Annotated in this window: 9 protein-coding genes and 1 pseudogene; 4 read left to right on the top strand and 6 right to left on the bottom strand. The window is 60.3% G+C overall.

Annotation, left to right across the window (positions count from 1 at the left end):
* Positions 1 to 3 precede the first annotated feature (3 nt).
* Positions 4 to 1,206: an EmrA/EmrK family multidrug efflux transporter periplasmic adaptor subunit gene (locus tag AC1DH9_RS13235; RefSeq protein ID WP_477808272.1), complete on the top strand. Its 1,203-nt coding sequence runs from the start codon at positions 4 to 6 to the stop codon at positions 1,204 to 1,206.
* Between the two features lie 64 nt (positions 1,207 to 1,270).
* Complete coding sequence (locus tag AC1DH9_RS13230) at positions 1,271 to 2,800, top strand: DHA2 family efflux MFS transporter permease subunit (RefSeq protein WP_429538569.1); 1,530 nt, start codon at positions 1,271 to 1,273, stop codon at positions 2,798 to 2,800.
* Positions 2,801 to 3,033: 233 nt separating this feature from the next.
* On the opposite strand, the pseudogene AC1DH9_RS13225 reads toward AC1DH9_RS13230, so the two are convergent.
* A pseudogene (locus AC1DH9_RS13225) lies at positions 3,034 to 3,522 on the bottom strand (UDP-2,3-diacylglucosamine diphosphatase); the annotation flags it as partial.
* A complete protein-coding gene (locus AC1DH9_RS13220) occupies positions 3,519 to 4,022 on the bottom strand; it encodes a peptidylprolyl isomerase (protein ID WP_019689807.1) in 504 nt (167 codons plus the stop codon). The gene AC1DH9_RS13220 and the pseudogene AC1DH9_RS13225, both read right to left, overlap by 4 nt.
* A gap of 262 nt (positions 4,023 to 4,284) precedes the next feature.
* Between AC1DH9_RS13220 and AC1DH9_RS13215 the strand changes: the two genes are divergently transcribed.
* Together AC1DH9_RS13215 and cysS are read left to right on the top strand one after the other, a co-directional pair.
* Complete coding sequence (locus AC1DH9_RS13215; RefSeq protein ID WP_477808271.1) at positions 4,285 to 5,982, top strand: glutamine--tRNA ligase/YqeY domain fusion protein; 1,698 nt, start codon at positions 4,285 to 4,287, stop codon at positions 5,980 to 5,982.
* 20 nt (positions 5,983 to 6,002) lie between these two features.
* Positions 6,003 to 7,385: a cysteine--tRNA ligase gene (gene cysS / locus AC1DH9_RS13210; RefSeq protein WP_442114570.1), complete on the top strand. Its 1,383-nt coding sequence runs from the start codon at positions 6,003 to 6,005 to the stop codon at positions 7,383 to 7,385.
* Between the two features lie 350 nt (positions 7,386 to 7,735).
* On the opposite strand, the gene AC1DH9_RS13205 is transcribed toward cysS, so the two are convergent.
* The 4 genes from AC1DH9_RS13205 to nuoL form a co-directional block, all read right to left on the bottom strand.
* The gene (locus AC1DH9_RS13205) at positions 7,736 to 7,972 is read right to left on the bottom strand and encodes a hypothetical protein (protein WP_427547079.1); all 237 of its coding nucleotides are present in this window, start codon (positions 7,970 to 7,972) and stop codon (positions 7,736 to 7,738) included.
* 174 nt (positions 7,973 to 8,146) lie between these two features.
* Positions 8,147 to 9,610 carry an NADH-quinone oxidoreductase subunit NuoN gene (gene nuoN, locus AC1DH9_RS13200; RefSeq protein WP_019689813.1) on the bottom strand — a complete coding sequence of 488 codons (1,464 nt, stop codon included), beginning with the start codon at positions 9,608 to 9,610 and terminating at the stop codon, positions 8,147 to 8,149.
* Between the two features lie 7 nt (positions 9,611 to 9,617).
* Positions 9,618 to 11,150, bottom strand: a complete 1,533-nt coding sequence (nuoM, locus tag AC1DH9_RS13195; RefSeq protein ID WP_429538571.1) for an NADH-quinone oxidoreductase subunit M — start codon at positions 11,148 to 11,150, stop codon at positions 9,618 to 9,620.
* Positions 11,151 to 11,189: 39 nt separating this feature from the next.
* Positions 11,190 to 12,691: NADH-quinone oxidoreductase subunit L (nuoL, locus tag AC1DH9_RS13190; protein ID WP_477808270.1), on the bottom strand; the 1,502-nt coding region annotated here is incomplete at its 5' end.

Raw genomic sequence — 12,691 nt, 5'->3', positions numbered from 1 at the left:
GTCATGGCCACTATCGAAAACAACCCAACGCCTGAAAGCGCCCAAGACGCGGGCAATCCAGGCAAACGTAAATTCATGCTGCTGGTGCTGACGGTCTTGGTGATTGTTGGTTGCCTCGGTGTCTGGGGCTGGCACGAACTCTACGGACGCTGGAGCGAAAGCACCGACGATGCCTACGTCAACGGCAACGTGGTGGAAATCACGCCACTGGTCACCGGCACGGTTGTCAGCATCGGTGCAGACGATGGCGATCTGGTCCACGAAGGTCAGGTGCTGGTCAACTTCGACCCGAACGACGCGCAAGTTGGCCTGCAAAGTGCGCAAGCCAATCTGGGCCGCACCGTGCGCCAGGTGCGCGGCCTGTACAGTAACGTTGACGGCATGAAAGCCCAGGTCAACGCCCAAAAAGCCGAAGTGCAGAAGGCTCAGGACRACTTCAATCGCCGGAAGAATCTGGCGGCGGGCGGGGCAATCTCCCAGGAAGAATTGTCCCACGCACGGGACGACCTGACCTCGGCGCAGAACGCCCTGGCCAATGCTCAGCAGCAACTCGCCACCACCAGCGCGCTGGTCGATGACACGGTGGTTTCGTCTCACCCGGACGTCCAGGCCGCTGCCGCGCAAGTGCGTCAGGCTTACCTGGCCAACGCCCGCAGCACACTGATCGCGCCGGTCACCGGTTATGTGGCCAAGCGCACCGTCCAGCTGGGCCAACGGGTCCAGCCGGGGACTGCGCTGATGGCGGTGATCCCGCTGAATCAACTGTGGATCGACGCCAACTTCAAGGAAACCCAGTTGCGTGATATGCGCATCGGTCAGCCCGTGGACATCGAAGCCGACCTCTATGGCAGCGAAGTGAAATACAACGGCACCATCGACAGCCTGGGCGCCGGGACCGGTAGCGCGTTTGCCTTGCTGCCGGCGCAAAACGCCACCGGTAACTGGATCAAGATCGTTCAGCGGGTGCCGGTGCGGATTCACATCAACGCCGAGCAACTGGCCGCCCATCCGTTGCGTGTTGGCCTGTCGACGATGGTCAACGTCAACCTGCATGACCAGAGCGGTCCGGTGCTGGCGCAGCAATCGCCACAAAAGGCTTCGTTCAGCACCAACATCTACGACCGTCAGTTGGCCGAGGCCGACGCGATGATCACCCGCTTGATCCACGACAACAGCTCACTGGCGGCCAAAACCGCTCAACGCTGATTCGCCAATCCCCCAGCTGCGGCCGTAACGGTCGCAGCGACTGCCTCGTTTCAAAGGATTCGCGATGAGTACTAACGCGTCTTTCAAGCCGCCCAGCCTGGTGCTCAGCACCATTGGCCTGTCGCTGGCGACCTTCATGCAGGTGCTCGACACCACCATCGCCAACGTGGCCTTGCCGACTATTTCCGGCAACCTGGGCGTGAGTTCGGAGCAGGGCACCTGGGTCATCACCTCGTTCGCCGTGAGCAACGCCATCGCGCTGCCGCTGACCGGTTGGCTGAGTCGGCGTTTTGGTGAAGTGAAGCTGTTTCTGTGGGCGACCATCCTGTTCGTGCTGGCGTCGTTCCTCTGCGGTATCTCGACCTCGATGCCCGAGCTGGTCGGCTTCCGGGTGGTGCAAGGATTGGTGGCCGGGCCGTTGTACCCAATGACCCAGACGCTGCTGATCGCAGTTTATCCGCCAGCGAAACGGGGGATGGCCTTGGCATTGCTGGCGATGGTCACGGTGGTGGCGCCGATTGCCGGCCCCATACTCGGTGGCTGGATTACCGACAGTTACAGCTGGCCGTGGATTTTCTTCATCAACGTGCCGATTGGCGTGTTCGCGGTGATGGTGGTCAAGCAGCAGCTCAAGGAACGTCCGGTGGTGATCAGTCGCCAGCCGATGGACTACATAGGTCTGCTGACCCTGATCATTGGTGTCGGCGCGCTGCAGATCATCCTCGACAAAGGCAATGATCTGGACTGGTTCGAGTCGAACTTCATCATTATCGGTGCGGCTATTTCGGCGATTGCGCTGGCCGTGTTCGTGATCTGGGAGATGACCGACAAGCACCCGGTGGTGAATCTGCGGCTGTTTGCCTATCGCAACTTCCGCATCGGCACCATCGTGTTGGTCCTGGGTTACGCCGGGTTCTTTGGCATCAACCTGATTCTGCCGCAGTGGCTGCAGACCCAGATGGGCTACACCGCGACCTGGGCCGGTTTGGCGGTGGCGCCGATCGGGATTCTGCCGGTGCTGATGTCGCCTTTTGTCGGCAAGTACGCGCACCGGTTCGACCTGCGACTGCTGGCCGGGCTGGCGTTCCTGGCAATCGGCCTGAGCTGCTTCATGCGCGCCGGCTTCACCAATGAGGTGGACGTCCAGCACGTGGCGCTGGTGCAACTGTTCATGGGGATTGGTGTGGCGCTGTTCTTCATGCCGACCCTGAGCATTCTGATGTCGGACCTGCCACCGCATCAGATCGCCGACGGCGCGGGCCTGGCGACATTCCTGCGGACCCTGGGCGGCAGCTTTGCGGCCTCGCTGACCACCTGGATCTGGATTCGTCGCGCCGATCAGCATCACGCTTACCTGAGCGAAAGCCTCAGCACCTTCGACCCGACGACCCGCGATACCTTGAATACCTTGGGCGGGGCGGGCAATCCGGCGTATGCGCAGCTCGATCACCTGCTGACCAGCCAGGCGTACATGCTCTCCACCGTGGATTACTTCACGCTGTTGGGTTGGGGCTTTATGGGCTTGATTCTGCTGGTGTGGCTGGCCAAGCCGCCGTTTGCAGCGAAGGCGGGGCCGGAGGCGAGTGGGCATTGATAAGGGGGAATGAGGGGACGTAGCAGCTGTCGAGCTTGCGAGGCTGCGTTCGACTGCGCAGCAGTCGCAGTCCGGTACCCGCGGTTGTTCTGTTGAACCGCGATCACAGGTTTTACGACTGCTGCGCAGCCGAACGCAGCCTCGCGGGCTCGACAGCTGCTACGGGCTGAGTTGTGGTGTTTTCGGGCCGGTCAGCTACCTGGCAACGCCAGCTGTGGGTTCACAAAATCAAAGGTTTGCGCGCGGCTTTCGCTGCGCAGCTTGCGCGCCAGTTTGCGGCGGGTGCGCAGCGGCAGATGGCGCAGGATGAACAAGCTGACGGGGTTGCGCAGATAACGGCGCAGTTTCATGTAGCTTTCGTCGCGGGTACACAGGCTGTCGCCGTGCATCAACAGCACCGGCTCACCTGCAAGTTGCACGACACTCGGGTCCTTGAGCAGGGTGCAGCCGGCTGCTTTGCAGAAGGCCTTGCCGAGCAGGAAGTCACGATTGCCGTGCATCAGGAATATCGCCGTGCCGCTGTCGCTAAGTTCGCGCAGGGCCTGGCAGATGGAGCGTTGGAAKGGGCTCATGGCGTCGTCGCCAATCCACACCTCGAAAAAGTCGCCGAGAATGTACAACGCTTGCGCCGAACGGGCGCGGGTGGCGAGCAAATCCAGAAACGCCCGGGTAATGTCCGGGCGTTCCTCTTCCAGATGTAAATCTGAAATCAGCAATATCACTCAATGATCTCGGCTTTCTCGATGATCACGTCGTCTGCTGGTACGTCCTGGTGGCCGGACTTCATGGTGGTCGAAACACCTTTGATCTTGTCGACAACGTCAGTACCGGCGGTCACTTTACCGAACACGGCATAACCCCAGCCCTGAACGTTCTTGCCGCTGTGGTTGAGGAAGCTGTTGTCGGCGACGTTGATGAAGAACTGCGCGGAAGCCGAATGCGGCTCCATGGTGCGAGCCATGGCGACGGTGTACTTGTCGTTGGAAAGACCGTTGTCAGCTTCGTTCTGGATGCTTGGGCGCTTGTCTTTCTTTTCCTTCATGCCTGGCTCGAAACCGCCACCCTGGATCATGAAGTTGCCGATAACACGGTGGAAAATGGTGTTTTCGTAGTGGCCGGCCTTAACATACTCGATGAAGTTGGCCACGGTGATCGGGGCTTTCTCGGCGTTCAGTTCCAGGACGATGTCGCCGTGGTTGGTGGTCAGTTTGACTTGAGTCATGATTACTACTCTATTCAAGGAATTCGTGGCTTTCGGGGCGCTGCGTGACGCGTGCGAGCCCATACCTGTCTGGCGAAAAATCACCAAGGTGGGCAGTTTAGCGCGATGGCCGCGAATTTCGAGGCTGTTTTTCAAATCAGGTGCATTAAACGCACCTGTTTTAGGGCCTGCTCTGTCAGGCGCTTGACCGCATCGGCTATGATAGCGGCTTTGTTTTGTCAGGCCTCCATGAAGGCCACGCACTTGTACGTTCAAGGATCCTATGAGCAAGCCCACTGTCGACCCTACCTCGAATTCCAAGACTGGCCCTGCCGTGCCGGTCAACTTCCTGCGGCCGATCATCCAGGCAGACCTGGACTCGGGTAAGCACACGCAGATCGTCACCCGTTTCCCGCCTGAGCCCAACGGCTACCTGCACATCGGTCACGCCAAGTCGATCTGTGTGAACTTCGGCCTGGCCCAGGAATTCGGTGGCGTGACGCACCTGCGTTTCGACGACACCAACCCGGCCAAGGAAGACCAGGAATACATCGACGCTATCGAAAGCGACGTCAAGTGGCTGGGCTTTGAGTGGTCCGGTGAAGTGCGCTATGCCTCGCAGTATTTCGACCAGTTGCACGCGTGGGCGGTCGAGCTGATCAAGGCGGGCAAGGCCTACGTCGACGACCTGACCCCTGAACAAGCCAAGGAATACCGCGGCAGCCTGACCGAGCCAGGCAAGAACAGTCCGTTCCGCGAGCGCTCGGTTGAGGAAAACCTCGACCTGTTCGCCCGCATGAAGGCCGGCGAGTTCAAGGACGGCGCACGCGTGCTGCGGGCCAAGATCGACATGGCCTCGCCGAACATGAACCTGCGCGACCCGATCATGTACCGCATTCGTCATGCCCATCACCACCAGACCGGTGACAAGTGGTGCATTTACCCGAACTATGACTTCACCCACGGTCAGTCGGACGCCATCGAAGGCATCACCCATTCGATCTGCACCCTGGAGTTCGAAAGCCATCGTCCGCTGTACGACTGGTTCCTCGACAACCTGCCAGTACCGGCGCACCCGCGTCAGTACGAGTTCAGCCGTCTGAACCTGAACTACACCATCACCAGCAAGCGCAAGCTCAAGCAACTGGTCGATGAAAAGCACGTCAATGGCTGGGACGATCCGCGCATGTCCACGCTGTCGGGTTTCCGTCGCCGTGGCTACACGCCGAAATCGATCCGCAACTTCTGCGAAATGATCGGCACCAACCGTTCCGACGGCGTGGTCGACTTCGGCATGCTCGAATTCAGCATCCGTGACGACCTTGACCACAGCGCCCCGCGCGCCATGTGCGTACTGCGTCCGCTGAAAGTCGTGATCACCAACTACCCGGAAGGCCAGGTCGAGAACCTCGAACTGGCTTGCCATCCGAAAGAAGACATGGGTGTGCGCGTTCTGCYATTCGCCCGTGAGATCTACATCGACCGTGAAGACTTCATGGAAGAGCCGCCGAAAGGCTACAAGCGCCTGGAGCCAGCCGGTGAAGTGCGTCTGCGCGGCAGCTATGTGATCCGTGCCGACGAAGCGATCAAGGACGCCGATGGCAACATCGTCGAACTGCGTTGCTCGTATGACCCTGAAACCCTGGGCAAGAACCCTGAAGGCCGCAAGGTCAAAGGCGTGATCCACTGGGTGCCGGCCGCGGCCAGCGTCGAGTGCGAAGTGCGTCTGTACGATCGCCTGTTCCGTTCTCCGAACCCGGAGAAGGCCGAAGACAGCGCCAGTTTCCTGGACAACATCAACCCTGACTCACTGCAAGTCCTCACCGGTTGTCGTGCTGAACCCTCGTTGGGCAACGCACAGCCGGAAGACCGTTTCCAGTTCGAGCGCGAAGGTTACTTCGTTGCGGATATCAAGGACTCGAAACCGGGCGCTCCGGTATTCAACCGTACCGTGACCCTGCGTGATTCGTGGGGCCAGTGATCAAGTCTTAAGGAATAGTCGTGCTTACGATCTACAACACGCTCACCAAGAGCAAAGAAGTCTTCAAGCCGCTGGATGGCAACAAGGTGCGCATGTACGTCTGCGGGATGACCGTGTACGACTACTGCCACCTGGGCCACGGCCGCAGCATGGTCGCGTTCGACCTGGTGACCCGCTGGTTGCGGTTCAGCGGTTATGACCTGACCTACGTGCGCAACATCACCGACATCGACGACAAGATCATCAACCGCGCCCGTGAAAACGGCGAGTCGTTCGAAGCGTTGACCGAGCGCATGATCGCGGCGATGCACGAAGACGAGTCGCGCTTGAACATCCTCAAGCCGGACATGGAACCGCGCGCCACCGCCCACATTGCCGGCATGCACGCGATGATCCAGACTCTGATCGACAAGGGCTACGCTTACGCGCCGGGTAACGGCGACGTGTACTACCGCGTCGCGAAGTTCATGGGCTACGGCAAGCTGTCGCGCAAGAAAATCGAAGACCTGCGCATCGGCGCCCGTATCGAAGTCGACGAGTCGAAACAGGACCCGCTGGACTTCGTCTTGTGGAAAGCCGCCAAGCCGGGTGAACCGAGCTGGGAATCGCCATGGGGCGCCGGGCGTCCGGGCTGGCACATCGAGTGCTCGGTGATGTCGACCTGCTGCCTCGGTGAGACCTTCGATATTCATGGCGGCGGCAGCGACCTCGAGTTCCCGCACCACGAAAACGAAATCGCCCAGAGCGAAGCGGCCACCGGCAAGACCTACGCCAACGCGTGGATGCATTGCGGGATGATTCGCATCAATGGCGAGAAGATGTCCAAGTCCTTGAACAACTTCTTCACCATTCGCGACGTGCTCGACAAGTACCACCCGGAAGTCGTGCGTTACCTGCTGGTATCGAGCCACTACCGCAGCGCGATCAACTACTCGGAAGACAACCTCAAGGACGCCAAAGGCGCTCTGGAGCGTTTCTACCACGCGCTGAAAGGTTTGCCGACGGTCCCGGCCGCCGGTGGCGAAGCCTTTGTCGAACGTTTCACCCAGGTGATGAACGACGACTTCGGCACGCCGGAAGCCTGCGCGATGCTGTTCGAGATGGTGCGCGAGATCAACCGTCTGCGTGAGAGCGATCTGAATGCAGCGGCAGGTCTGGCGGCACGCCTGAAAGAACTGGCCAGCGTGCTCGGTGTGTTGCAGCTTGAAGCCGATGACTTCCTGCAAGCCGGCGCTGAAGGCCGGGTTGATGCAGCAGAAGTCGAGGCGCTGATTCAGGCGCGCCTGACCGCCCGTGCCAACAAGGACTGGGCCGAGTCGGACCGCATCCGCGACCAGCTCACCGCCATGGGCGTGGTACTGGAAGACGGCAAGGGCGGCACGACCTGGCGCCTGGCTGACTAAAGCCTGCTTGAGCTAAAAACAAAACCCGCCTTGTGCGGGTTTTTGTTTATGAGCAGGGAACAGGTGCAGTGGTGTCTGGGCTGACGCTATCGCGAGCAGGCRGAACGCCGCCCGGCTGCTCCCACAGGGGATCTACTGTGAGCACACTATTTGTGCACACCTGCGATTAACTGTGGGAGCGAGCCTGCTCGCGATGGGGCCATTTGGATTGTTCCCATGCTCAGCGTGGGAACGCCTCAATGGACGCTCTGCGTCCGCTTCGGCATGTGACGCGGAGCGTCACGGGCTGCATTCCCCCGCGGAGCATGGGAACGATCAGTAAAACAGAATAGGCGTATCGAATGAGATCCTCATTCGAGGGTCCCTTCAAATGCATCTTGTATCTCGTCCGGCAGTGGCGCGTAAAAGCCATCAGGCAGGGTCAGTTTGCCTTTCATAGCGCCGATGCGCCGTCCTGAGGATTTCCCTGTAGTGGTTTTTGAAGGCGGCGGAGATTCAGGAGCTCCCCTTACCAGAGTATTGCGTTGTTGCTCAGTCGCCAGGAATTTAAAACCTTCGACCACGTCTGAAAAAATATCCCGTTTCATTGAATGCTCCTGATAGCCCGTCACTCACCTTAGCGCTCGGTTGCATCAGCCGGATGTCAGCTGCCACCGGTCTCTTTGCAGGCATATTCCGAGAAAGGGGAGAGCAGTCCCCCAGACGCAAAAACGGCACCCGAAGGTGCCGTTTGTGTTTTCTGCTGCGTATCGCTTAAGCGATCAACCCGCCAGGCCAGTTTGCTGAACCAGTGCCAGCAACGGCTGTGGGTACAGGCCGAGGAAGAAYGCCAGCACTGCGATGGCCAGCAGCATCACGCCGCCTGCCTTTTGTTCCCAGTGCAGTTGGGCGTCGACGCGACGCAGGTTTGGTTCGATCAGGTACAGGGTGACCATGACGCGCAGGTAGTAGAAGACGCCGATGGCGCTGCCCAGTACCAGGGAGCCGACCAGCCACCATTGGTGAGACTCGACACCGGTGGCGATGATGTAGAACTTGCCGATGAAGCCTGCGGTCAGCGGGATGCCGGCCAGTGACAACATCATCACGGTCAGAACGGCGGTCAGGTACGGACGACGCCAGAACAGGCCGCGGTACTCGTACAGTGCGTCAGCGTCACGGCCTTTGTACGGCGAGGACATCAGGGTGATCACGCCGAAAGCACCGAGGCTGGTGATCACGTAGGTGACCAGGTACACGCCGATGGCTTCCATCGCCAGACCCTTGCTTGCCACCAGGGCGATCAGCAGGTAACCGAAGTGCGCGATGGACGAGTAACCCAGCAGACGCTTGAGGTTGCTCTGGGTCAGTGCCAACAGGTTACCGAACAGGATCGAGGCGATCGCGATCACGGTCAGCACGGTGCTCAACACACCGCTGCTGGCCACTGGCGAGATCTGGAACAGACGCACCATGACCGCGAACACGGCAACTTTCGAGGCAGTGGCCAAGAACGCTGCAACCGGTGCCGGGGCACCTTCGTAGACGTCCGGCGTCCAGAGGTGGAACGGTACCAGCGACAGTTTGAACGCCAGGCCGATCAGCATCATGCCCAGGCCCATCTGCGCCAGCGGGCTTGGCAGGCCAGTGGCCGCAAGGGCGTGACCGATGCCGCTGAAGCTCAGGGTGCCAGCTTCGGCGTAGAGCAGGGCCATACCGAACAACAGGAACGCAGAACCGGCTGCCGACAGCACCATGTACTTGATGCCGGCTTCCAGAGAGCGCTTGTTGAAGAAGGCATAGGCCACCAGACCGTAGACCGGTACCGAGAGCAGTTCCAGACCGACGAACAAGCCGGCCAGGTGCTGCGCGCTGACCAGAACCAGGCCACCGGCGGCAGCCATCAGGATCAGCAGGTACAGTTCTTCACGGTTGCCCGGGTAACCCGTACCGCCTTCGCCGAGGTAGGCATGGGCGAGAGTGACGCAAGCGAGGGTGGCGACCAGGATCAGCGCCATGTACAGGCAGGCAAAGCTGTCGATTTGCAGCAGTGGAGTCACGGCCAGAGGCGCGACTTTCAGGGCTGGCAGGATCGACAGCAAGGCCAGGTTCAGACCCGCGACCGACAGCAGGAAGGTCTGCGAGTGGTTGCGACGCCAGGCGATCGCCAGCATCACCACGATGATCGTGGCGCTGGTGATCAACAATGGCGCAAGCGCGATAAAGTGTTGAATCGTAAAGTCCATAGCGCTCTTACCGGGCCGAAGCGAGTTGAGTGAAGGCGGTACCGAACCATTGCTGCACGCCATGCATCGTCGCGGCAGAGGTATCGAGGAACGGTTGCGGGTAGACGCCGATGTAAATCAGCAGTGCCGCCAGTCCAACCACCATGATCATTTCGCGAGTATCCATGCCATGCAGCACGGCGTCCGATTTGGACGGACCGAAGTAGGCACGGTGAATCATGATCAGCGAGTAGACCGAACCGAACACCAGGCCGGCAGTCGCGATCACGGTGACCCACGGCGCGCTGGCAAAGGTGCCGATCAGGATCAGGAACTCACCGACGAAGTTACCGGTCACTGGCAAGCCCAGCGAAGCTGCAGCGAAGAACAGGCTGATGGCAGGCAGGTAGGCGATCTTCGACCACAGGCCGCCCATCTCGCGCATGTCGCGAGTGTGGGTGCGCTCGTAGAGCTGGCCGCAGAGGATAAAGAGTGCCGCTGCCGACAGGCCGTGCGCGAGCATCTGGATCACTGCGCCTTGCAGGGCCAACTGGCTGCCGGAGTAGATGCCGATCAACACGAAGCCCATGTGCGAAACGCTGGAGTACGCAACCAGACGCTTGATGTCGGTCTGGGCGAACGCCAGGAACGCACCGTAGAAGATCCCGACCAGGCCCAGGGCCATGGCGAACGGCGCGAACTCGGCCGACGCATTCGGGAACAGCGGCAGGGCGAAACGCAGCAGACCGTACGCAGCGGTCTTCAGCAGAATACCGGCCAGGTCAACGGAACCCGCAGTCGGTGCCTGTGCGTGAGCATCCGGCAGCCAGGAGTGGAACGGCACCACCGGCAGCTTCACCGCGAAGGCGATGAAGAAGCCAAGCATCAGAACGTACTCGGTGGTCAGCGACATCTTGGTTTTCAACAGGTCGGCGTAGTTGAAGGTAATCACGCCCGTGCTGTTGAAGTTGACCAGTACCAGACCCAGGATCGCCACCAGCATGATCAGGCCGCTGGCCTGGGTGAAGATGAAGAACTTGGTCGCCGCGTAGATCCGGGTTTTCTTGCCGTCCGAAGAACTGTGACCCCAGAGCGCGATGAGGAAGTACATCGGCACCAGCATCATTTCCCAGAAGAAGAAGAACATGAACAGGTCGAGGGCCAGGAACACGCCGACAACACCGCCCAGGATCCACATCAGGTTCAGGTGGAAGAAGCCAACGTGACGCTGGATCTCTTTCCACGAGCAGAGTACCGAGAGGACACCCAGCAGACCGGTCAGCATGATCATCAACAGCGACAGGCCGTCGAGGGCCAGGTGCACGTTGATGCCGAAGCGCTGGATCCAGACATGCTTGAACTCAAGCGCCCAGGTCGGATCGGCGCCAGGCGCCGGAGCAAATGAATAGTCACCGTGGGCCCACAGCCAGAGGCCGAGGGACAGCAGCAGGGACATGGTGATCAGCGCAATCCAGCGGGGGAGGGTAGCGCCGAAGCGCTCACCCATCCAGCACAGCAGGCCGCCGATGAAGGGGATCAGGATTAGCCATGGCAAAATCATGACGGGCTCGTTTCCTTTCGCAAGTTCGCAAGGTTCATATCAGACCGCTACCAGCACGACAGCGCCGATAACCAGCACGGCACCAGCAGCCATCGAGGCGGCGTACCAACGCAGTTGACCAGTTTCGGTACGGCTCAGGGAGTTGTGACCCCCTTTGGCCATCCGCGGGATCAAACCGATGGTTTGGTCGAACGGGTCTTTGCGCAGCATGTGGCTGATCGCAAGGTACGGCTTGACGAACAGTTTGTCGTAGATCCAGTCGAAGCCCCAGGCGGCGAACCACCAGGCCGAGAGCAAACGGCCGATACCGCTGTTGGCGATGGCGGTGACGAAGCTGCGCTTGCCGAGGAACAGCAGCGCGGCCAGCAGGATACCGGACAGGGCGATAGCACCCGAGACCAGTTCCAGGCTGTGCTTGGCTTCGCCGCCGGCATGCCCAACGCTTTCTGGCAGTACGCCGTGCAGTGGCGGAACGATCATCGCGCCAATGGCGGTCGACAGTACGATCAGCACCGACAGTGGCAGCCAGTGAGCGATGCCGTGACCGGCGTGGGCTTCGGTCTTCACTTCACCGTGGAACGCGATGAAGATCAGGCGGAAGGTGTACAGCGACGTCATGAAGGCACCCACCAGACCTGCATAGAGCAGACCGTGGTTGCCGCTGGCGAAGGCTTCCCAGAGGATTTCGTCTTTCGAGTAGAAACCTGCGGTCACCAGTGGCAGGGCCGCAAGGGCCGCACCGCCGACGATGAAGCTGGCGTAGGCCAGTGGCAGTTTCTTCCACAGACCGCCCATCTTGAAGATGTTCTGCTCGTGGTGGCAGGCAACGATCACCGAACCGGAAGCAAGGAACAACAGGGCCTTGAAGAACGCGTGGGTCATCAGGTGGAAGATCGCGCCTTCCCAGGCACCCACGCCCAGCGCCAGGAACATGTAGCCGATCTGGCTCATGGTCGAGTAGGCGAGGATACGCTTGATGTCGGTCTGGACCAGGGCTGCGAAACCGGCGAGCACCAGGGTCACACCGCCGACGATGCCGACCAGGTGCAGGATATCCGGCGCCAACGCAAACAGACCGTGGGTACGGGCGATCAGGTAGACACCGGCGGTCACCATGGTCGCGGCGTGGATCAGTGCCGAAACCGGGGTAGGACCGGCCATCGCATCCGCCAGCCAGGTTTGCAGCGGCAGTTGCGCGGATTTACCGACAGCGCCGCCCAGCAGCATCAGGGTCGCCATGACGATCCAGAAGTCACCGGTCTTGAAGTGCTCAGGCGCTTTGACCAGCAGCTCTTGAATGTTCAGCGTGCCCAACTGCTGGAACAGGATGAACAGGCCGATGGCCATGAACACGTCGCCGATACGGGTGACGATGAAGGCTTTGAGTGCGGCGTTACCGTTGTTGCGGTTGCTGTAGTAGAAACCGATCAACAGGTAGCTGCACAGGCCCACGCCTTCCCAACCGAAGTACAGGAACAACAGATTATCGCCCAGCACCAGGAACAGCATGCTGGCGATAAACAGGTTGGTGTACGCGAAGA

The organism is Pseudomonas sp. 05T35 (genome assembly GCF_056396605.1).
This window is presented reverse-complemented; position numbering and strand designations above follow the sequence as displayed.

Coding starts and splice junctions, on each gene's coding strand:
- AC1DH9_RS13230 (WP_429538569.1), top strand. CDS start 1,271: ATGAGTACTAACGCGTCTTTCAAGCCGCCCAGCCTGGTGCTCAGCACC.
- AC1DH9_RS13220 (WP_019689807.1), bottom strand. CDS start 4,022: ATGACTCAAGTCAAACTGACCACCAACCACGGCGACATCGTCCTGGAA.
- AC1DH9_RS13205 (WP_427547079.1), bottom strand. CDS start 7,972: ATGAAACGGGATATTTTTTCAGACGTGGTCGAAGGTTTTAAATTCCTG.
- nuoM (WP_429538571.1), bottom strand. CDS start 11,150: ATGATTTTGCCATGGCTAATCCTGATCCCCTTCATCGGCGGCCTGCTG.